At 57.7% G+C, this 22,541-nt stretch carries 13 protein-coding genes and 2 pseudogenes; 8 read left to right on the forward strand and 7 right to left on the reverse strand.

Annotated features, from left to right (window positions below):
• Positions 1-2: 2 nt before the first annotated feature.
• The 4 genes from DSC91_RS26060 to DSC91_RS26075 form a co-directional block, all read right to left on the reverse strand.
• The gene (locus DSC91_RS26060; RefSeq protein WP_308422790.1) at positions 3-2,540 is read right to left on the reverse strand and encodes a helicase-related protein; all 2,538 of its coding nucleotides are present in this window, start codon (positions 2,538-2,540) and stop codon (positions 3-5) included.
• A gap of 233 nt (positions 2,541-2,773) precedes the next feature.
• Positions 2,774-8,101 (reverse strand): DEAD/DEAH box helicase, encoded by a 5,328-nt coding sequence (locus DSC91_RS26065; RefSeq protein ID WP_115783513.1) that lies wholly within the window; start codon positions 8,099-8,101, stop codon positions 2,774-2,776.
• Positions 8,102-8,112: 11 nt separating this feature from the next.
• Positions 8,113-8,847: a helix-turn-helix domain-containing protein gene (locus DSC91_RS38680; protein WP_425272056.1), complete on the reverse strand. Its 735-nt coding sequence runs from the start codon at positions 8,845-8,847 to the stop codon at positions 8,113-8,115.
• A 47-nt stretch (positions 8,848-8,894) separates the two neighbouring features.
• A complete protein-coding gene (locus DSC91_RS26075; protein WP_115781499.1) occupies positions 8,895-10,124 on the reverse strand; it encodes a helix-turn-helix domain-containing protein in 1,230 nt (409 codons plus the stop codon).
• A gap of 687 nt (positions 10,125-10,811) precedes the next feature.
• Here DSC91_RS26075 and DSC91_RS26085 point away from each other — a divergent pair.
• The 4 genes and pseudogenes from DSC91_RS26085 to DSC91_RS38685 form a co-directional block, all read left to right on the forward strand.
• On the forward strand, positions 10,812-11,447 hold the full coding sequence (locus tag DSC91_RS26085) for a TnsA endonuclease N-terminal domain-containing protein (RefSeq protein WP_115781501.1): 636 nt from the start codon (positions 10,812-10,814) through the stop codon (positions 11,445-11,447).
• Positions 11,428-13,401 carry a DDE-type integrase/transposase/recombinase gene (locus tag DSC91_RS26090; RefSeq protein WP_162831466.1) on the forward strand — a complete coding sequence of 658 codons (1,974 nt, stop codon included), beginning with the start codon at positions 11,428-11,430 and terminating at the stop codon, positions 13,399-13,401. Before DSC91_RS26085 ends, DSC91_RS26090 begins: the two co-directional genes overlap by 20 nt.
• Positions 13,398-14,303, forward strand: coding sequence for a TniB family NTP-binding protein (locus DSC91_RS26095; protein ID WP_115781503.1), 906 nt, complete (start codon positions 13,398-13,400; stop codon positions 14,301-14,303). Before DSC91_RS26090 ends, DSC91_RS26095 begins: the two co-directional genes overlap by 4 nt.
• Positions 14,303-14,704 (forward strand): annotated as a pseudogene (locus DSC91_RS38685) (TniQ family protein); the annotation flags it as partial. The gene DSC91_RS26095 and the pseudogene DSC91_RS38685, both read left to right, overlap by 1 nt.
• Before the next feature lie 69 nt (positions 14,705-14,773).
• Here the strand turns inward: DSC91_RS38685 and DSC91_RS38320 are convergent.
• The gene (locus tag DSC91_RS38320) at positions 14,774-15,142 is read right to left on the reverse strand and encodes a hypothetical protein (RefSeq protein ID WP_229758146.1); all 369 of its coding nucleotides are present in this window, start codon (positions 15,140-15,142) and stop codon (positions 14,774-14,776) included.
• Positions 15,143-15,355: 213 nt separating this feature from the next.
• On the opposite strand from DSC91_RS38320, the pseudogene DSC91_RS38690 reads away from it, so the two are divergent.
• From DSC91_RS38690 to DSC91_RS26110, 3 genes and pseudogenes are all read left to right on the forward strand, one after another.
• Positions 15,356-15,703: pseudogene (locus DSC91_RS38690) on the forward strand (TniQ family protein); the annotation flags it as partial.
• Positions 15,704-15,961: 258 nt separating this feature from the next.
• Positions 15,962-17,197, forward strand: coding sequence for a hypothetical protein (locus tag DSC91_RS26105; protein WP_229758145.1), 1,236 nt, complete (start codon positions 15,962-15,964; stop codon positions 17,195-17,197).
• Complete coding sequence (locus DSC91_RS26110; RefSeq protein WP_115781506.1) at positions 17,194-17,703, forward strand: hypothetical protein; 510 nt, start codon at positions 17,194-17,196, stop codon at positions 17,701-17,703. The genes DSC91_RS26105 and DSC91_RS26110 overlap by 4 nt, the downstream gene beginning before the upstream one ends.
• Positions 17,704-18,930: 1,227 nt before the next feature.
• Here DSC91_RS26110 and DSC91_RS26120 read toward each other — a convergent pair.
• A complete protein-coding gene (locus tag DSC91_RS26120; RefSeq protein ID WP_115781508.1) occupies positions 18,931-19,950 on the reverse strand; it encodes a hypothetical protein in 1,020 nt (339 codons plus the stop codon).
• A 752-nt stretch (positions 19,951-20,702) separates the two neighbouring features.
• On the opposite strand from DSC91_RS26120, the gene DSC91_RS26125 reads away from it, so the two are divergent.
• Positions 20,703-21,320 carry a hypothetical protein gene (locus DSC91_RS26125; protein ID WP_115781509.1) on the forward strand — a complete coding sequence of 206 codons (618 nt, stop codon included), beginning with the start codon at positions 20,703-20,705 and terminating at the stop codon, positions 21,318-21,320.
• Positions 21,321-21,325: 5 nt separating this feature from the next.
• Here DSC91_RS26125 and DSC91_RS37635 read toward each other — a convergent pair whose 3' ends face one another.
• Complete coding sequence (locus tag DSC91_RS37635; RefSeq protein WP_162831467.1) at positions 21,326-21,979, reverse strand: hypothetical protein; 654 nt, start codon at positions 21,977-21,979, stop codon at positions 21,326-21,328.
• Between the last annotated feature and the right edge of the window lie 562 nt (positions 21,980-22,541).

Genomic DNA, 22,541 nt, shown 5'->3' on the forward strand with positions numbered 1-22,541 from the left:
GTTCAATCCACCCGTGGCAGTAGGACGAAAAGACCGATAACGTCGGCGGGTAGAAGCGCTTTAACGCTGTAGCTGCCGCGCGCGTCGGCGGCCTCACGAACACGACGATGATCAGCGAGCAGGGCCTGCGCCCGGCGCTCGGCGAAGGCATCCAGCTCGCCCGCGCGCGTCTCAATCTGCAATAGAGCCTGCTGTACCGCACGTTCGCGGACATGTGCCGGGGGGTCGGCTGAAGGTGGGGGAGCCAGCAAGGCCAGAGCTTCGACACCCTCGACCAGCGGTGCCTCACTACCTGTCCAGCCGAGCGCAGTTGCCTCTTCGACGAGCAAGGTCGAACTCCGGCCCGAGAGTTGACTAACAAGCTGGTGGCGCAGGCGCAGGAGCACCACGACGGTGCGGCTGGTCACTTCGGCCGAGGTCCAGCAACCGACGCGACCAAGCATGCCGGGATCGTTCTCGGCTTCTTCGACGCTTTTACCAAGCGTGCGTTCCAGCAGTGTCTCGGCCAGCACCGACACCAACGGATGGCTGCGCTGGACCGAACGGCAACGTGGTGCGGGCGGGAATGCGAAGTCGATGAGGATTGAACCCGTTAGCCCTTCCGACTCAAGGCGTTCATGCACGTCTTGCGGCAGCGAGTCGAGCGGGGCCTTGAAACCTCGACGTAGTGGTTCGAGCCCAGACCCGAGTCTTGCCAACGCGCGCCCAGTAAAGCGCTGCACGTCTTCCCGACCGCCGACCGCCGCGAGTGATTTGTGCCACTCCGGAAGTACGTCTTCGGGCTTAAGCCTGCGCTGAGCAAAGACCGTGCGGTTCTTCTTGGCTTTATTTGCCGCGTCTTCCCAGCGTTCGTCGAAAAGCTGGAGCTGCTTCATGTTCGAGGTTTCGCCGCCTCCACGTCGCTTGAGCAGAACAGCCTTCAGCAGGACCTGGGTGAGCGTGTGCCCATCGTCAGGCACTGGGACCGGCACACCCAGTTCTTCCCGAATCTTGGCCGCCTTGCGGAGAATGACATCGAGCACGGCGCCGTCGACGGGGTTGTTCGCGCCATACATGAGCGTTGCGCGCACGATAGGCCGCTCCTGTCCAAAGCGGTCGACGCGCCCTTCGCGCTGTTCGTGGCGCGTTGGGTTCCACGAGAGGTCGTAATGCACGACGGCATCGAAGTGCTCCTGGAGGTTGACGCCCTCAGATAGACAGTCGGTCGCAATAAGCACCCGTCGCTCGGCATCGCCGAGGAGGTCGACTTTTTCCTTGCGCTCGGTTGAGGTCTGCTCGCCAGTGACCACGGCGACGGTGATGTTCTTGAACTTGCCGTCGAGCTGGCGCCCAAGGTAATGCGCAGTTGCGATAAAGCGGCAGAACACGACTGGATTGAACCCATCAGCGATTAGTTCGGTCAGGTGTTGCGTGAGGACCTTTAACTTCGGGTCTCCAGACTGCCCAGCGAGGCGCTCGGCTTGGACTATGAGATCTTTCAATGCCGGGTCGTCCGTACCAGCGGGCGGCTCGACATCATCGTCGAGGAGCGCGTCGACTGCGCCGTCAAAAACCCGGCCTTCAAGTGCATCGGAGTCCTCGACTTCCTCGTTGCTGCCTCGAGTACGTAGAGCCTGAGCGGCAGCGGCTGGGCTCGAGGCCACGCAGCGCATCAGGGCCAGCGTGCCCCAGAAGTTGAGCCGCTGGCGCCGCTCGTCACCACCTGCGGCCTGTACGATTGCGGCGCAGTAGTCGAGCACCGCGTCGAAGAACTGCTCCCAAGCGCCTGTAAGTGTGTAAGTAAGCTCTTTGGTCTCACGACGCGGAAAAAGGTTGCCCTCCTTCCATTCAGCGATGTCGGGACGACGACGTTGCACGAAGTGTCGCGAGAGTCTCTCTCGCAGGTTGTCGCGCTCCGCGCCTGTCGTCTCCGGCAACTTTTCGAAGTCCCGATCGAGCAAGCCGAGAAGGCGAAAGAAGGCAGCTTCGTCACCGCTGTGCGGGGTCGCTGTCAGCATCACTAGGTGGCGTGTCGGCGACTCTGTCAGGCCCTTCAGTAACTCATAGCGCTGGTGGCGCCCAGGGCCGGTGGCGGCACACGTATGGGCTTCATCGACGATGACGAACTCGGGGCAGGCGCGAAGGAACTCCGCGCGACGACGCTCACTCTTGATGTAGTCGAGACTCACCACCGTGTGCGGGCAGGCGGAGAAGATGCTCTCACTCGGTGGGAGGCTCTTTTCAAGACGATTCGCGCTTGCGGCCGTCACGGCTACTGGGTGGATGTGGAATCTGGCCTCAAGCTCTCCGACCCACTGGTCCACAAGATGTGGTGGGCATAGAACAGCAAGTCGTTCGATGTCGCCGCGGTCGAGCAGCTCGCGCGCGATCAGCCCCGCCTCGATGGTCTTGCCGATGCCAACATCGTCGGCGATGAGTAGGCGCACTGGATCGAGCTTTAGTGCCATCAACAAGGGCACAAGCTGATAGGCGCGCGGCTCCACGGCGATCTGCCCGAAACCACGGAACGGGCCGGCGCCACGTCGCAGCGACAGCAGCAAAGCATCGCGAAGGAGTAGGGCCGCATCGTGGCCAGCTCTCTGGCGTGGGTCCGGTCTCGGAAACGTCGCCTCTTCAACCGGTTCGGTCTCAAGCGCAATATGGATATATGTCTGGTCTTCTTCCGATCCAGAAACAGGCCGAATCCGGAGTGTCTCGGGATCGCTCCCAGTTAGAACAATCCATTCCCGACCGCGGGCGCGGATCAGGCTCCCAGGGGCGTAGGCTATAGCACTCAAGTGGCACGTCCGAGCGAGCAGGCTAGGCGTTCGAGCGGTGCAGACCACCCGGCCTCGTCGCTGCCGAAGATGATGAATTCGAATCCCTTGTCCTCGAACTGAGATGCGAGGCCGGCGGGCGGAGCATCGATCACCGCGGCAACGTAGTGGCCGCGCCAGACCAGAGGCACCCTCACCTCACCAAGGACCAGCGGCTTCGTGTCCGGGTCGGGAATTTCCCGCCTATGCAGAAGATCGAGAAGCCGTGCGATGGGCTCGACGTCGCCGGGAACTGCACTCGGTTGCAAGCTGCGCGGGGCGATCAATAGCGCGTCGAGACCTGAGGTTACTGCGCGCGCAAGCTTTACCAATAGAGTCCTAGCGTCGGCATCTCGGCGATCAATGCGTTCGTGATCGGGCTGGTTGTAGTACGACATGAGGCAGCGGTAGCAAGCTGCAACACATGATGTGTTGGGCACGTCGACAAGACCGTGTCCATCCGCTGGAAGGCTGGCCTCATCGATCACGGCAAAGTGCATGATGGAGAGCGCCTTGCGCGCGACCTCGGCGAGTTGCTCGCGATCAGTAACAAGTCGCGTGAGCACACCCGCCCCACCCTCGGTGGCCTCATAGAGAAGGAAACCATTGCGCTCTTCGCGCGTGGGCATCGGCTCCGCAAGGATTTCCCCTTCTTCAAGCTGAAAAACCGCTGCAATACCTCGCAACAGCGCGTGCTGAAGCGTCGCAAGCGTGGACTGCGACAGCCCTTGTGCCGTTGGCTGGAGCAAGAGAGCATTCTTGCGGTCCTGCACACTGGGAACGATCCACTGACGCGGCGATGCCGTCGGGTCGGTGGGCTCGTCACCCTCTTCCTCGTTCTTTGCCCAATAGCCGGACACCGGATCGATTCTGAATCCGAACTGCGTCCGGTTAGCACGCCGACGCAAGCCCTTGTTGAGGCGCGTGATGGTGGCTCCGGGCCCGTATGCAAGACGAACAATCTCGTCTCCGCCGTCAGCGGCTAAGCCGCGCCGAACATCGATAACGTGATCGCGCACCGCCCACTCGAACGTGGTCTGCAGATCGAAGCCTTGCCGCTGTCGCTCTTCGTCGTTCGCAGTGATACGCTCGGCCGGTTGCGTGGCGACGTTTTCGATGCGATAGACGTTCCGCACGATTTCAGCATCGCCGAGCGAGGCATTGCAGGCATGGCACATCGAGGTCTGATCGTTGAAATGTCCGGCGCCGCAATTCTTGCAGATGCGCACCGCCTTTGTCGGCAGGAGAGTGTCAGGCGTCGTGCCGCCCTGGTGACTCAGTGACAGAAGCGCACGGACGACACGGAAAGCGCGCCCCTCGTGATATACGAGGCTTCGCGGTCCGAATTCCGAGAGCGCGAGAAACCGTGGACGCTGTAGGTATGTCTGTCGTCCGCGTCCATCGTTCGTCGCGGGTACGTACGCCATGAGCGGTAACCGCGGGAAGTTGTAACCTGGCAAGAAGCCCTCGGTGGCAAGGTAGCGGTACGTGTAGAAATCGCTCGAAAGGCTGCTCGTGCCTCTCTGGAGCAGATTTAGCTGGTCGATAGCCTGTGCATGGCGACTCTGCGCCGCGCGCTTCTCCTGTTGGGGGGCGGCGTAGTCGTCCATTGTTCGACGTGCGGCGTCGCGCTGCTGCTCCGCAGCAAGGAAAAGGTCCCGCCATCTATTGAACGCCTTTTCGAATCGACCGAGCGCTTTGTCGACGACTTCGTTGGCGAACTGGTCTCGACCTGGATACCAAGGCGCAAGCACGTCGGTGAGATCGTCCTTGAGGAGATCGAGCACACGCCGGATACGGCGCACAGCCTCGGTTGATGCACGAGGCGTGCTCATTGGAATTTTGACCTCCGGCCTGAGTGGTCGCGAGGGCTCTGTAAGGACGAGCAATTCGGAGATTGACGAATCGAGGGGCTCTTCGGTGCTGGCCAGCCAGACCGCCGCGAGGTGGCTCTCGACCAGGTCGCGGTTTGCAAGGTCGAGCAACGGCGGACGAACTTCTCCGTGCACCATGCCTTTCGGGTCGCGGAAGAAATACTGGTCGTGAGGTCCTTGCGACGAGCAATACGTGAGGACAAGCGCCGCCTGGCCGCTGCGGCCGGCGCGACCGCTCCGCTGTGCATAGTTCGCCGGCGTCGGCGGGACATTGCGCAGGTACACGGCGTTGAGTGCTGAGATATCGACGCCAAGCTCCATCGTCGGTGAGCAGAACAGCACCGGCAGGAACCGATTGGCCTCGCCGATTTCGCGCAGGTGCTTTTCGTCTGCGGCGAGTTCATTGCGCTCTTTAATCTCATAGCGGAAGCGCTTCTCGCGTACCGCACGCTTATCACCATCGACCTGTGCGGTGTGCTCGCGCGCCTCGAAGCCAAAGAGCGGATGAACCGGATCGCGAAGCAGGTGAGCAAGATTCGCGTAGAAATCGCGGAAGAAAGCGTTTTCGTTTGGGTGGGCCGGATCGATCACCGGCATCCGCTTTCTAAAGAGGACACACGCATCGTTGAGGCGCCAGCCGACTTGGTTGTTGAAGGGCGTGACCTCCTCGGAAATGAGGCCATGCTTGCTCCCGGCAAAAAGGAGTTTTTTGATCAGCGTATCGAACTCCTTTGCCTTCAGCGCTCTCACCGCCGTGGTGTCATCCCAGAGCTTGCGACCGCTCGGCGACGTCGAGTTGCGTAAAATCTTGCCCAGCGCGCTGCGTGAGCCGCCGCGCACAATCAGGTCCTCATCCCGCAGCGTCGTGTCTCGCCGCGAGGGTGGTGAGATCATTAGCCAACGAGCCTGACGTGGTTTTTCGTCTATCCCGAATCCCCAAGGCGCACGCAGGCGGCTGTGCGACTTGGCCAGCATTTGCTCAACCGTCGTCGTTTCGAGGACTTGGCTGCGAATTGCCATCCATTTGCGCAAGTGATCTAGCAACTCGCGGTATACCTCGGCACGGGCGCGAGGCGAAGCCCGCCGCAGCACGTCCGGGGCATCCGCGAATAGCTCGTCGTCCGCGGCGAGGGCGTCGAGGCCGAGGTAATCGACCTCAACTAATTCGAGCTGCTCCAGGTTCGGGTTTGTATAGCGCCAGCCGCGTCGCTGGTCGAACCAAACGCGGTATGAAAGAACCTGACGCAGCGTGCTCTCCGCCTCCTGCAAATTGAAGCCCTTGAGGCCGGGTTCAAGCAGCCACTCGGCACGGATCTCGGGACTCTGTCGGTCGAAGCCAAGGGCTTTTTGTTGGGCGCCACCAAGTTCATCACTCCGCAGGCCTTTGTCGGCAGCGATCTGGAGCGCGCCGAGGAAACCCGCACGAATCAGGCTTACGAATAGGAAATCGTTGAAGTGGCCGGACTGCAAAGCCGCGTCCTGACGATTATCGGTAAAGCCGAGTAATTTGCGCGTGTGCGGCTCCAACCCCGAGCTGTCGCCGTGCATCCAACGCAGAGCGCTTCCGACGAGAACGGTTGTTGCCGAACTTCGGCCCTCAGCCGAGAGCGAGGCGAGTCGATTGCGGTCACGAGCTGCACCGCCCTGCGTGGCCCCGCAGCGTAGGCAAAAACGAAACTTGCCCGGCATGAACCAAACTTTGATTCCAGCACCAAGCTTTCCATTTGGAGCGACGGCCGAGGAGCGGGCGCGCGCCTTCCGGTAGTGTGGTTTCAGTCGCGGATTGCCGGCGACGTCGTATTCGAGCCAAGTCTCTGGATAATCCTCCTCCCGATCAGAGAACGAGAAGTCGGCATCAGACGCGTGTGGAGTAAGGAAGCCGAAGATTTCCCTTTCCGTCGTGTCGTCGACATCGACGGTCGCGGGTTCACCTTCTTCATCGGGGCGCACCGGAGCGGCATCGTCTATGTCACGCGCGAGATAGCCACGCTCCTCACCGTCGCTGACGAAACGCACCGGGTGATATTCGTGGCCGCAGTCACGGCAGAAATGGACCGGGTACAGGCGCTTGTCGGGCTGGCCCGGCAGAAACTGTTGACCCTCCACGGTCACGGTGCGGGTACCAGGCGCTTCCAGCGTGGCGTACGCATGCCCGGCACCAGAAATGAACTGATGCAACTTGAAAGCGAAGAAACTGCGCGTGCTGCCTTCAGGCAGGCCGGTACGCTCGCGCTCCGTAATGCTCGATATCAACAAGAGGACACGGAGCGCCTCACGACAAGAAGACTCGTTGCGGCCAGAGTCCTCGCGGAGGGAGCGGGCAGCCTCCTCTACGGTAAGTGGACGTGCCCGAACCCACCGCTGGTCGATCTCGGACCACGACACGCCAAGCCTAGTCTCGACCCAGATGGTCAGCGGATGCGTGCGTAGTTCCAGATCTGAGATTGTCGGTGCAAGGCCGGCGTCGATGGCAGGGCCTAGCGCCTTTCGCACGGATGCAGCGTTTTGCGCGGAATCGGTTACGCGCTCCAGCGTTTCGACGATGACGTTGCTCTCGGGGATTACGATCGAGAAAAGTTTCGAAGCAACACCAGCAACGACGCGACTCTTGTCTTCAAGTGAGCCCTCGCTGGCCATGGTGGCGGAGGTGCCGATGCATTGGAGGCTCTCTGGCGACAACTGCTCGCGCACGCGGCGCACAAGCAGCGCCACATCGGCACCTTGGCGGCCGCGGTATGTGTGCAGTTCATCGAGCACCAAAAACCGCAGCCCCACACAGTTGCCGATCACCTTGCGATCGATCTCGTCCTGACGCGTCATCAGGAGTTCGAGCATCATGAAATTGGTGAGCAGAATGTCGGGAGGATTCTCTGAGATATCCCTCCGCGTCTCGGTGTCCTCCTGCCCGGTGTAACGGGCGAAAGTGACGGGCTTGTCGCCGGGTACGTTTTTTATGAACTTGTCGAGCTCCTCCAATTGGCTATTGGCCAGAGCGTTCATCGGATAGATGATAATGGCCCGTGTTCGGCGCTCAATTCTCGACCGCTTCTCAGCGAGCACAGCGTTGACGATCGGAATGAAGAAACAGAGCGACTTGCCCGAGCCGGTTCCTGTCGTGACGATGTAGCTCTCACCGTGTGAGGCAAGTGCGATCGCCTGCTCCTGATGTTTGTAGAGCGAGAGAGGCGATCCGTCGACTTGGAAGATTTCAGCCGTCTTCGGGTCGAGAGTACCACCAGCGATAAGCCCTGCTAGGTTCGATCCCCGCTTATAGCTAGGGTTAATCTGGATAAGTGGCTCGGGCCAGAAGCGGCCGTCGGCATAAATTGCCTTGATCTGGTCACGGATATCTTCCGCCCTGATCGTCGTGAACGACGTGGCGAACTTCCGGTACTCGCCGACGATCGTATCGCGCAGCGAGAAGACGTCCATGCTCTTTGCGCTCACTTTGCCCCCCTCGTCGTCGGTTCATCGTGAGCTTCAGCACCGCCGTCCCGCACCCAGTCATCGACTTCGGAAAGCTTGAACTTCCAGAGACGGCCAATCTTGTGGGCCGGGAGCCCGCGACCTTCGATCCAGCGATATACAGAGTCGCGCGCGACTCCGAGGTGTTTCACAATGTCTTCGACTGAGACCCAGGGTTCCGCCACCATTAGCTCTTCTCCGCTTGATCTGGTCGGTTCTTGTGCGCGTGTGAGGATAGCGGAGGGTGACCAAACAGACAAGAGCCGCACACAGTCTGAGACAATCGGAAGGGGCATGGTCCCACCACCATAGTCAAATTCGTCATCAGAGCGTCTCAAAAGCCGACATTCATGGTCGACCGACCTGCAGCTATGCAGACGTCCGCTTTGCCGAGCTACGGCCATTGGAGTCGGCACCGGTGACCATCCTTCATGGCCGGCTGCCGCATTCCGGTGGGACGCGTAATGTGGCGGCCGACCTCGACCACGACAAAAACCGCAATATGCACCGGCTGCACGTGCCGGTCGGGTTGAAGCGACCAATGTGCAAAGATATGCTTCAAAACCGTCTTTCGCTGTTGAGCCGCGTCCCTCCTCGCACGATGAGACGGGTGCAAAAATATGATTGCGGCGTACTGCAAAAATATTGTTCCCGTCCCAAGCTATGCCCTTTCCACGTCTGCGGCAACTCTTCGTGTAGGAGCCATGTAGCATTTCGAGCGGAATCCTGCTTCCGACTCCTAACTTGTGCTGGTCTTTCCTTACCAAGCGGTCTGCAGAATAGCTCGGCCCAGCTCGCGTCGTCGTTCTTCAAGAAGTTCCTTTAAGCGCGGGGCGCGCCCACGCGAGCACCATTTGGTGATTGTCGTTCGTGAACAACCGAGCTCTCGTGCGATGGCCGTTATAGATAAACCTTTTCGGGCAAGGTTCTCTGCACGTGCGATGTCCGAAGTCGTTTTCGCCGATCGACCTCTTCTGCCCGGCGTCACCTTAGCTTCGGCAGAAAACCACTTCTCCGCTAGCGCGATCTTTTCTGGCCACGCAGTAGGCCAAAGCTCCAGCGGATCCAGTCGCTCGCGCAGCAATGCATGCAATGAAGCATTTCCTTCCGGCAGCACTGCGCCAAGACGTTCACAGACGTGGGGCGCCTTTGCGATTTCTGCCCGAATACGGGCGAATGTCGTTCGCTCGTTCGACGGCTTCGCGCCCCAAAGATGATATGCAATCGTCTTCGCCACAAAATGTCGATCACAGTGCACCTTTATACGCGGTGAGCTGCGAGTCCATCCGAGGGCCAGTGCAGTGTCGTAACCCACATAGTAATTCCGAGCTTTCTCTGCTTTTGATCCAGGAAATGTTCCAGATTGAGAATGTGCAGCGCAGAATCTCTGCCTTTTCGGTGCCCACCGAAAACAAAACTCACAACGGGCAAAGCGAAAATGTAATGTGGCGACATGTACGATCGCCAGCCAAGGAACGGCTGGAACGAAGTTCAGTTGATCCTCCCCTTTTATATTGCGCAACTGCCGGACAGCAAATTCCAGCAGGTCCCCTGGGTTGCGCATCAGCCTACTGAGTGATGCTTGCTCTACCTGAGCGTCCAACAGTTGAGCGCGCATCCAACGCTGCATGGCAGTCGGACTCATATCCTTATGGGTATCTAAACCTATGCACGATTGGGAGATTTCCCTGAATAGATGGTGTGCCAGTGGACGCCAGCGGTAGTCGAACGACTTGGCGACCGCTTTCAAGTGGTGTGGCAGAAATGGCAAGCGAGCTGAATATCTTGACCAACGCAAACGGACCGTCGCCACCCCGTTACCACAGTTAGCCATGTAGCCTGCGCCGTCTCCAAGAACGACCGCGCGGTCCAATTCCTGCAATCCGAGCATGGCATGGAGGGTTATATCCCAATGGGGATTGGTCGGCCCCCTGAGGACACCCCAGCGCCGTTCGGCGGGCAGTCGGGACGTGACATTTACTATTTTCATTTAGTTTTCGGGACGAGGGGCACTGCCGCGAAAATGTAGCTGTATGCATTTCGAGCAAACGGGATATGGAACCGCTACTTCTCACTGCGGATGAGGTCGCGAAACTCGTCAGGATTTCGCGACGCAAGTTCGACGCGCTCTACCTAAATGGAGACGCACCAGCATGTATCCGGATCGGCCGCCAACGTTTCTGGAAGCCATGCGACGTCCTCGATTGGTTGAATGCGCTGCGAGAGGAGCGGCCGATTCCTCAGGGCGTAAGTCCGGCTGAACGGTAATCAGTTGTGTGGAGGGTATGCGTGTTCCAATTCCCGCGTCGCGCGTCTCATACGCTGCAGCAGCAGAGCAGGACCGACTAGCCAAGAGCATGGGAGCGTGACGGGCCAGCCGCGCGTCCATTTAGCAAGCCGGTAGCACTCGATCAGGCGCTTATCAACCTGTACATGAAGGAGAAACGATGACTAGAAAGTGAAAAAGCCAATCACATCTGAGATGGACTGGCTTCCTCGACCGCGCGGAGCGCGGCTGTACTACGGTGTGCAAACCTCAGTATAGCCACTTCCCTGGTCGAGTCAATCCCGTTCGTCTCCACGGCGCGCGAATTTCCGAATCGCGCGGTCGGCGCTCGCCCATACGGTCCGAGGCGCCTCCTTCCATGCGCCCAGCCCGGGCGCCGGAGACGATGTCATGCCTTCAAAAATTACACGGAGCGGCACTTCTTTCCGGGGCTTCATGCCGTCGATCAAGAGCCACCCATCGGTACCGTGGCACAGCTGGGGAGAGGAAGGGGCCACCCTCCTCCTGGAGTTTTCCCCGGAGGTCGTTCATTACCGTAGCGCCCAGGATCGACAGTTTCAGCTAGGCACGTCTGCTCATCCCCTCAGCTATACGCCCGATTATGAGGTGACGCTGCGCGACGGCTCGATCGTGTTCATTGAGGTCAAACCGGCGCAGGAAGCGTGCCGTCCGTCAGTCGCAAATCGTCTGGCTTTGGCGCGAGCGGGTCTCGCGGAACAAGGGTTTCCCCTTTACGTCTGGGACGAGACGATTACTGGAGCCGACATCCGCCGCGACACCCTCCGGCTGCTTCGCCCTTGGCGTGGTCGGATTGGTCGCAACGAAGCCCATGAGGCTCGCGATCTGGTTGCCCGGATGCAGCCTCGCACGTTCGGCGGACTGATCCATCTCGCGCGCACGAAAACTTGTGCGCTCACCTGGCTTGCAAATGGCGCCGCTGGCATTGACCTCGACTTGCCCTTCCTGTCGACGGCCGAGATCTTCGTTGACCCACCGGAGATGCGACATGCGCCGATTTTTGCTTAAGCCCGGGATCGTATTTGTGGAAGGCTCCATTCGCTGGGCCGTGAAGAAACGCCTGCCAGACGGCCGGATTCTGCTGGAATCGGACGAAGGCGAGCCGTTACGCATCGTCGAGATGGAACTTTGGGCACGTCACGCATCAGCCAGGTGGCAACTCGACCGCGACAGTATCGCTGAGGCAGTAGCGCCCGTGATTGAAGTTTCGCGGCGTGATGCATCAACGTACAAGGAAAAGGACGTGCAGCAAGCGCAGATGCGGTTGGCCTACCTTCGGGCGGTTGCTACCGAAGGCTGCACCGGTCAACCTTACACTGAAGCCGTTCTTGCCCGCGTTGCGGCCAATCTCGGCGTGAAGACGCCGCCAAGCTACCGTAGCTTCTGCCGCTGGAAGCAGCGATACCGCATCGCCGAAGATGTCGTGGATGTTATTCCGCGTCACGAGCGCAAGGGGCGAACCAGTGTTCTCGATGGCGCATTACTCGATCTTGTCGAAGACGAGATCGAGACGCACTATCTCAATCAGCAACGGCCAACCGCGGCATCCCTGTACGACAGGGTCGTTGAGGCCATCGAAAAGAAAAACCAGCTTCTGCAGGAACCCCTACCGGTAATCAGCCGCGCCACACTTTATCGCCACGTCCACACGCTGGACTGGTACATGGTGACTGTTGCCCGCGAGGGGCGCCTGGCTGCGAAGAGGAAATACCGCCCCGTGTACGGATCGCTCCGGACGCAATACATAAATGAGCGATGGGAAATCGACCACACCCCGGTCAATCTTCTCTGTGTCTGTCCCAAGCGCCGAATTGTTATTGTGCGGCCGATATTGACTGTCGTGATTGATGCGCACTCCCGCATGGTCATGGGATTTCAGATCAGCGCACGCGTACCGGGTCAGGAAGAGGTTGGTGCCGCAATTCGCATGGGAATGCTGGGCAAGGGCGCGCTTCTGCAACAGCTTGGTCTGGAGCATATCGATTGGCCCGCCAGAGGTGTGCCTTCCCTCATCGTCGCCGACAACGGCATGGAGTTCCACGGCACCGGATTGCGGCATGGCTGTGCAGATCTCGGCGTTGAGCTGGCGTATTGCCCAAGCCGATCCCCGTGGCACAAGGGGCGGGTTGAGCGCTTTATGCGAACGGTCGCTGAGCAGCTCTTTCACAATATTCCAGGGACGACGTGGTCGAGCACATCCGAGCGTGGCGATTACAAATCAGTGGACCTTGCCTGTATCACCCTTGAAGAGCTGACCAAACTTGTTGTTCGATGGATCGTCGAGGTCTATCAGCATGCGCCCCATCGAGGCCTGGGAAAACGTACGCCACATATGGTTTGGCAGGAAAGCTGCCGAAAACATCACATCTACATGGCTGAAGATCCGAACGCGCTCGAGATTGCGTTCGCCGGCACGACGCATTGCGTCGTAACCAATCGAGGCATCACCTTCGATCACCTCTCGTACAACAATCATGGCCTACAAGCACTAAGACTTCGGTTGCCCGAAGGAGAAAAGCTGCGCGTCCGGTATTTCTGCGACAGGGTCGACGCCGTTCAGATATTCGACCCGGCCCGCAAAGAGTACATCGAAGTCGTATGCACGGATCTGCAATATGCGACTGGGCTTACCCGGGACATGCATGCAGAGTTAGTCGATCAACTGAGGCAAGAGAGCAAGGCGGTCGACACCGATTCTCTTCGTCGCGCTCGGGTTGCGCTAAGCGATCACATCGACGAACTCTATCGCAGCCACAGGATATCGGATCGTCGCAAGGCAGCAAGGCTCGAAGGACATTCAAGCAAATCGATTCTTTTAGGAGATAGTGCCATTCCGGCAGCCACATCGCCCGGCATTTCAGCGGAGGCCGATCCTGATGATACTCACTGTACTGTCATCGCGGATATCCCAGCGTTTACTGTTTCGAAGCGCTCGACCAACCAGGCCGGGAGCAAGCGATGACCAACTTTAACGTTCGAAACAATATCGTCGATCATCCTGACTTTGCTGCCGCGAAATCCGCAATTGAGGAGCTGCATGAATGGCAACGAGAATCTGGCGAAGTGTCTGGGCTTGCCCTCGTGGGGCCAAGCGGTAGTGGTAAATCAACCGTACTAAAAGTCTATCGTGACCAATTCCCTTTGCACGACGAGCTGACGAGGCGCGTCATCCCCATTCTGTATGTGGAGGTGCCATCGGCTCCCACTGTGAAGTCGCTTGCAGAAGCCATCCTGCTTGCCATGGGTGCAACGATTCCGCCCGGCGCAACAGGGGCACGCTTGACCGAATGCATTGTGACGCTGGTTGAAGGATGCGGCATCGAGCTCATCATGCTCGACGAGTTCCAGCACTTTGCAGACGGGGCCAAGCGCCGGTTGCTGGAAGTCTCGGACTGGCTAAAGGGCTTGCTCAATCGCCTACGGGTCTCGGTTGTCCTGGCCGGACTCCCCTCGTTGTTGAGGGTGCTCGACGTTAACCAGCAGCTACGTCGGCGCTTTTCAAGAATCGTCAGGTTTAGGCCTTTTTCGACAGCAGAAATGCCGGATCTAGAAACGTTCGTTGGCGTGGCCCAGGCACTGATGACGGACATGCCGATGCCCTGCGCCAATCTGGATCAAGTTGCTTTCATTAGGCAGCTACATTTTGCGACGGGCGGGCTGGTTGATTACATGTGCAAGATCATTGGCGGTGCATATCGAATAGCAACGTCCCGGAAAGCGAGGTTCGTGGACATTCCCGATTTTTCGAAAGCATTCCGCGTTCATATCTGGGATGAGGCGCCCCCAAGCAGGAATCCATTTCACAAAAAATTCAATGGTATGCCGCTGACGCAAGCGGGCGAGCCATTTGCGGAGGGACTCTGATGGGCCGCCCTCTGTTAATAGGCGTTACTCCTTCCCCGGGCGAATCGTTTTCATCCGTTCTGTTGCGAACGGCAGAAGCAAACGGACTGCCAGGGCCTGGTCTGGTTCTGCGCACGGCTGGAATTGCCAGTACCTTTCCGCGCCTGCAGAGCGAAATCTCTGCGTTGGCGACGGTTTGTCGCCTGAACGTCGATCTGGTTCGCGCCCTGCTTCCGTTGGAGCGCGGCGCTGGTGATCAAGGCTTGGCACGAAAGCATCGGTACCGTTACTACGGAACAACTGTTGGTCTGGAACATCTTCTCGTTGGCCGGGCCGAGCGGGTTTGTCCGGTTTGTATCCGTACATCCGGCTATCTGCCCGGAGTTCATTCATTCACATTTGTTACCGCCTGCCCTTTCCATGCTGCGCGGTTGCTCGATCATTGCCCGAGGTGCGACCGTGCAATCGACATGTTGCGGCCGCGGCTTCATCTATGCCAATGCGGACTCGATCTCGGTACTGTAGAAAGCGTCGTGGCATCCAATGATGAAATGCGAGTTATCAGGCTTGTGTGCCGGCGATGGCAGTTCAGTTTCATGCGAGACATCCCACCACGCTGCCTGGATGTTCCTGATGAACTCAACGACCTCGATCTCAACGATCTGCTCAGAGCGATTTCGTTCCTGTGCAGGCTGAATGAGGAACGTCATCGGACTTGGTGCGCAGTAACCCAGTCCAAGCGGATTCGCGCCGTTTCCTGGCGTGTCGAGCAGGTAGGTCGCTTGCTTCGAGCCTGGCCGCATGGATTCGAAAACCTCATCCGCCGGGTGCGAACTCCCCTCGTTGGTGGTTTCGCGCACGGCGGCGCTGGTGGCGTAGGACGGGCCTCCATCTCGCTGTTCAGCGAGCTACCCGAACCGAAATTTGCTTTCATCCACCGCGTACTTGTTTCGAGCATGCAGCAACGAAATGCGGGAGTCCGGCTTGCATTGGCCGAGGGGTAGCTCTTCCGTGCGGTACCCGTGCTTTTGTATCGGTTGCCGCCTATCCAGCTCACGAACTAGCGATCATCCATGCAACCAACTACACTTCCGCTATTGGTTCGCCCTGTACCAGATACATCGGAGGGACTTCCGGCATATTTGCTTCGGGTGGCTCTCGCGAATGGCTTTGCCGGAACATGCGGTATTTTTCGCAGAAGCGGCCGGCGCGCATGTGATTTGGTACCCCTCGGCTCTATGCTTTCCGTTGTGCAGGCTACGTTCCCATCCAGCCTTTTGTCCGAGAGTCAGAGCCCGTCATCGAGTGCTGCGCGAACATGGAATTTACGACGCGCACGTTTCTGTCCAAGTTGCCTGGCAGGAGGCAGTGTATGGAAACGAGAATGGGATTTAACGCTCGTTGCATGTTGCCCGGAGCACAGGGTTACGCTGTCAGAACGCTGCCACGTTTGCAGGAAAAGCCTGACCTGGTTCCGCCTCAGGTTGACACGCTGCGACTGCGGAGCTGATCTCAAGGCAGCGCCCTCCGGACCATCGGCTGGCAAAGAGCACACGATTGCCTTGTGGATACAGAGTCTCCTGGGTGGTGTAAAACTTAGCGCACCATTTGGACGGCTGACACTGGAGGAATTTTCTACGCTGTGCATTGTCCTCGGTAGCTACAGCGCAAACCGAGGCATGAAGAAGCCGTTGCGCAGCGCAGCGATCACGAATGTGCAAGAAGCGATAATGATCGCCCGACACGCGGCTATGGCACTTGATGACTGGCCGAATGGCTTTTATCGCCTTCTTGAGACCCCACCGGGCGCGGGCTCTGGTAACACCGAGATCTCAAAGCAGTTCGGAGCGCTGTACGGAGCCTCGTTTAAGCTGCTGGCCCCGGAGCCCTTCGACTTCGTGAGAGAGGCGTTCCGTTCTTATCTTGCGCAGACATGGCGGCGCCCCATTACAGCGCGTCATCGACGGCTGGTTGAGGAAATGCAAGATCACGACTGGGTTTCTGGTCGTGTACTCAAAGAATGTGGTGTTGCGCCGGCATTGGTGAGACGCATTGCTCAAGCGAATCCGCTCGCCTCGAACGAAGCTCGTCATCGGCAGCGAAATCATATTGCGTTTTCAAAGTCGGCGATACTTGCAAATGCGCACCAATATTCCGGCGGTTTAACGTTGGCGCAAGCAGCAGTCCGGCTTGGGCTTCCACGGAAGCGGGTTCGTCAGATGGCGGAAGACGGCTTTCTGGACGTATTGCCGAGAGCCTCAGCGAGCCAGCCATGGATTATTTCCGTGCAGTCTGTCGTTGGCTGGGAGACGATATCAGATCGAGTAACCTGTCCACCGATCGCGAACGCACAAACGGCGAGATCCCAGTTGCGTAAATTGCTTTGGTCTCGGCGTGCCTGGCGTTTATTCCTGAGCCACGCTCGCGCGCGCCGACTGGCCATGTGGCATCTGGACGGTGATACCGCGTGTTTCGGCGACTTCATGATAGACGCCGATGCGTTGAACAAACTGCTTGCAACGGAAGATGATGATCATGAGGAATGGTTCAGCGTGTCCCACGCTGCGCGAAAGCTGGGAGTAAAAGATGAGGTTTGCTACCACCTGGTGCGCAAGCAGCTTCTGGCAAGTGAGGTAGGTATTCTTCGTGATCGTGAATGCCGCGTTGTGCATAGATCGGCGATCGAAAATTTCCAATCCACGTACATTCCTCTCGTAAGCGCGGCCAAAGAGTGCTGTACGACGCCCCGGGCGTTGCTTGCAACCATCCGTGCCAGGGGGATCGAGCCTATGTGCGGACCTGGTGTAGACGGATGTCGGCAATACTTCCTGCGCTTGAGCGACTGGAGTCGTGGGCCGCTACTTCACGTCGCGGTAGGCCACAATGTTTCGCCTCCCGCAGGGAGGTCGGCATGAAGCTCACGGATTTCCTCATTGGTCTTGAATTTATGGAAGGCCCTTTCTGGTGGCGATGCACGGATGTTGGAACGCGCTCGATAGCTGCCATTAAGCTTGTCGAAGACGACCCCGTTTGGTATGTGGGGCCGCCGTATATGATTGAGGAGGTGGTCCTTGACGAGGCCAGGCTTGCAGGCTGTCACCTGACGGAAGATGAGCACATCGAAGCCGCGCTCGTCGAAGCAGATACATCTGGTCATCCGGGCTATCCGCATGAAGCGGTGCGTCGCATGACAAAGGCGCGCCTCAAAAGCAGAGCCTATCCGCGAAGGGGGATGTTTCGGTTTGACCGTGTATGGAACGATGGCGAGATCCTGCACCCCTATGCGGCTCACCAGGTTGGTCAAGAGTGGAAAATCAGCTTTTATCTACCGTTCACCCAAAGCTGGGATGAGATGCCTGAGATGCAGTTCATTGCCTTGCCAATCGCAACGGCGCTCGACGTCAAGAGCCGTTCAGGGTGATTGCGCGATGGCGAGTCTCGATCAGATGTGACGGCAGTATTCACAATGGCCTGCGTTGCCATCGGCACCTCCAGAAGCGACCTGGCTTCCGACCGCCGAGCGCTACGCAACGCCTTCCAAGACTACCTCGTCGGCATGCGGAGTCGGCTGCGGCGATGGCACGCGCATGACGTACAGAGTGCTCACTGGTCCATTTCCTTTCTGGTAGCTGACGAGTTTCCGGATGATGTTGAACGCGTGAAGGCATGTTTGCATGCGGCGGGACGCGCTGGGGCGGACGACGAGGTGGTTCGGGTGTGGTCCGAGTGCTCGGACAACTTGTGCACAAGCTGGTTAGAATTTCCGGATTCCGATGACGACTTGCTGACTGTTCTTTTGAAGTATTGGTCCTTGTGCCACGGCGTAGCCGGTCGTTACGTAGCGAAGCTGGTTCCGATGAAAGATGCCCTCGGAGGTATGTGGCTTCCGTTTGCGGATGACGTAACGAACTCAATCGGATGGAGAACCGGAGACGAGCTCGAGGTAGAGCGGCAGGGAGATACCCTTGTGTTGCGCCGCCTCGCCACCAAAACGAAGGAGCAGTGGGCGCGGTTTCTTTGTTTACGATCACATCGTGTGCCCCGCCCTAGTGGGCCGAGGTGAAACAGCTATCGCTTGCTCCGTTGTCTGCACGAGCTCGTTATGCACGGACTGTGCTTGCGGGCCGTGCAAAGCCACAAGCGAGCGGATCGCTTTAACAGTTCAGCGTCAAACAGGTGCAACCATGAAAGCAATCGAGCGGTTAGCTCGCAGGCTGTTTCCTCTGTGGACTAGGAGGGACGCGTTGTTCGGTCTTTCTGCCGTCGCGGCGGGTACCTTCGGTAGTGTCCTCACAGTGTTCATTATTGTATTTAGCATTTTCGCGCATCAAACGAAATCGGTTCTGGTCCAGCCAGGTTGTGAATGTGATTGTCATAGGTCCTCGGAGCGTTGACCGCCTGATAACCGTACGAAGTCGGAACCTCGGTCTATTGTTAGATCTGATTTGCTTGGGTGCGAGGGAGCTGCCGCGATGCGCTCGGTCGGCTAATCAATTTGTCGTTGATCACCCAAGATTCTGTCGATGCAATAAAGCTGGCGCTGAGAATTGGACAAGCCGACATCTGGCATCGACGAGCATCTACCCCCGCCGCACACGCCAGCGACGCCCACTTTGCCGCTGCAACTTAATCGCGCACAAGCGCCCCGTCAGCGTACCTTCTTCCCTGCGAGGGTACTGACAGCCTCCAGCAGGGAATTGGTTAAGTCCTTGTTACTGTCGAGTTCGATCTTCGCACGCGCAAGCTCTACGGTCGTTTGTCCTTTGGAGAGTGTTCCGTTTCGCTCTGTCGCGAGCAGCGCGCGCACGATGTCCCCATAAAATTCGGGCACACCGGAAATGTACGCAGTCGTCAACGCGGTGCATCGTGCTTCGACGTTAGTGATCTCGTTATGGTAGTAGCGCGTCTCGGCAAGATTTGCGCGGTACAAATTTAAGAAAAAATACGAAAACAATTCCACAACAAACGCCAGCGCGATGCGCGGCACATAGTGAGACAAGAGTGCCCGCGACGACGTGTCACCCAGCGGATTTGTGAGTGTAGACGCCAGAATAGTTATTCCAATCAGGCTCATGATTATTCCAAAGACGAGGTTAACGTTGGCTCTAGCCCTAAGCGAATCTATCGCACCGACTAGCCTACGAACCGCGCGTTCCCGTTCGGCTTGGATTAAGTCATGTTCATTTCCTGACCGGATGGACTTCTCGACCGATGCAGCGATGTCGTTGAGCATCTCTTCCGTTGCTTTACTACGGAGCCTCTGCCCCAACTCGGTTAACAGCTGTTCGCGATTGGCTTCGTCGAGGAGATGATCGACCTTATTTTCTAAGGCGCGTTGAACCTCTTGTTCGATGCCCGCCGTTGGCATCACGACGTCTGAACTCACTTCTGGAAGTTCATTTGTTGTCGGCTGATCGAGATATCGCAACAGAAAAGTTGCAACTGCAACCAACCCGACAATCGGCAGCGCCCAGTTAAGAGCGCGGTTTACTATTTCAAGGAGAGACAACGGATTCTCGAAATCTATGAAATCTTTCAACGTATAGAAGTAAGTTGCAAAGGCAGCGACACTACCTCCAACTGCCGCCGCGACTATCGCGATCAGGCTTCTTACAAGGAGGTCAGGTCGACGATTCAGTGATTTGTATGTTGCCATTTCCTTGTTCATATCATTCGCTCACAAGTCTGGCAGCATGTCTCTTCAATGCAAGCCGGATACCTGAGACGCTCGTATTTCAATCTACAGTTCCGTTCACAAGTACGGATGAGGCGTTTTCATAAGATGGGTTGATTTGCCGCTGCGGTCGGCAGCGCATCGACCCTAGTCACCGCGTTGAACCTCAACAATTGAGGATCGTCCGCTGAAGGCATGGTCGACTCGAGCAACGCACACTACCTCGACGACCTAACCGCGTGGGGAAGAAACCCGGGATGCGTTTAGCGCCTCCCAAGGTAACTTATCGGCGACATCACTCATTTTCTTTAGCCAGCACAGCCTCGCACGCTCTTCTGGATCGTATTTGGCGTAGGAGTCTCGGGGAAGTAGTTAGAAGCATGGCCCACGTTGATCAGTTCTTCGACGCTCCCGAATAGACAGTCGAACAGAGTCAATGCGTCGTGACTGGAATAGTGTTGGTTGTGCGTGATGGCAGACGATGCGTTAATCCAGTTAAATGTAGACCGAGAACGCGGGTGACGACGCTGCCAGTATGCAAGGTACGTTTCCAAAACCCATTCGGTTTGCTTCGATGCAACACGAGGTCGGTTACGATCCCCCCAGTTCGACTGCTTCGCTGACCGTGGCCGCTACGACATCGACTACCTCGAGACCCATATGCTCGTGGTACTCGTAGGCTGCCGCCTGTATTGCTGCGCTAAGATACACAGCAATCATAGAACCGCATATCGACTGGAAAAAAGATGAACAACTCGGAATTTTCGCCTGCTGACTGGGTGAAGCTCTATCGATGGTATCGACAAAATACTGAAGCATTACAGGAGCAGGTTGAAGCAGTCACCGATGAACTCCCAAAGGTGCGCCAGCAATCTGATTCCATCTTGAAATGTGCCGACTCGATGACACGCACATCTGAGCTGATACGCGCCCAGGTCGCACAGGCACAGAAGGCATGGGACCGGGCCGGGGAAGTAGCCAAAACAATTGGTGTGACAGCCGGCGAGGGGGCAACGTCGGCCGTCGAAGCGGCAACGAACCAAATGGTTTCCTCCCTCCAGGAGGCGACGAAAGATGCCGCAGACGTGGCACTCGAACTTAGGAAGGGCATCTGGGCGAGTCGAGCAGTTTTTTTGGTGTATCTGCTGCTATTTATAGCTGTATGTCTCGTCAGTTCATATGCGGCGTATAAGAAGGGGCGAAGTGACGAGGCGATTCAACATGCATCCGCGCAGCCCACCGAACGCGACGCGACACTTCGATACCATGGCTTGGCACTCGAACAGATGTTTCGACAAGCGTCGGCAAAGGATCGTCCCCGCCTGGAGCAACTATATCAACGGGTGACGAAAGTTTCCGACTGAAGTTTTCATCGAGTCATTCCACCGCGTTGAAAATCGTCACCGAGATCCCTTTCGTAGGATTGTTCCCGGTTTGGTTTTCTACCCCGTGTCAATTCAAACAGGTGCTCAAGACCGCGAAATCGAACGGAATGTAGTTCCGGTGGATGTGATGTGTTGGGCGGCAGGTATAGGTAAATGGAGCCTTCGATAGCCTTGAGTTCGGTGCTAGCGCAGCCACCCGCAAGTTCGAATAGTAACGTTAAATATTTCTCGAAACGCACCGCGTTTGCTCCCAGTTGCTCGCTTTCGAGAAACATTTCAATGAATTGGTCGGAATACAATCGATTTTCTGGCGCCGGTAGTGGAAATCCCATCAGAGGGCAAATAGTGCCGGGGTAACTTGCCAATGAAATTCCTTGGACTTCCATCGGTTCAGTACCGGGCGTAAGAGTCTTATGGGTAGTGGTTCCCCAGGCAATAAAGTGAGCTGATTTTCCTCGGCGAAGCGCGTTCCTGTCCGCCGACATAGTTTTGCAAAGCGCCACCCGCAGTTTCTTGCTCTCCTCGGACCGGAATGCTGTCTCGCCAGCTTTAAACTCGACGAGACAGTACCGCCCACGCCGTCCGACTATATAGTCGGACAGGGCTTTATCCTGTCCGCCTAATGCGGTAGCGCTCAATGAATCCCCGACGTCCGGTCGAGACGAATACAAAGCTGTAAAACGACGATCAAGCTGCGTCGAGAATCGCGTTACGACGTCGGCTTCCAGGTCTCTGGGTTCAGATATTCCTCGCTTGCGCACTTTCGTTCAGTCCCGATGAGAATTGCTCAATCCGATAAGCCACAATGTTAGCTCGTTAAGTCCTCTGGGAGCCATCGTAGGCTACCAGCCGCCACCAACGGATGCCCTGCGGATCTACACACAGTCGCTCTACGATCAAAGATATGGTGCGAGGCCGGTGCCCCGCGTCGAGGGTTGCTGCAGCCGACTGGTGTGCGTCGACGGTGGCTGTCGCGACAGCTGCGAGCAATGGTGCGAACGCAACCCTGACGATCGGGTCGCGCGCGGCGGGCTCTACTTCGAATTTCGCGGACTGACCCACTCTCACTCCGTCGTGTGGCAACCGGATGGCACACTGATGGACATCACTCCCATGGAGCCGCTTAGGCAAGACGCGCACCATCTGTTCCAGGAGTCAAGGCTAAGGGGAGATGAGTGCGCGGATGTCGCGGCAAAGCTA

Source organism: Paraburkholderia caffeinilytica, from assembly GCF_003368325.1.
Lineage (GTDB): Bacteria > Pseudomonadota > Gammaproteobacteria > Burkholderiales > Burkholderiaceae > Paraburkholderia > Paraburkholderia caffeinilytica.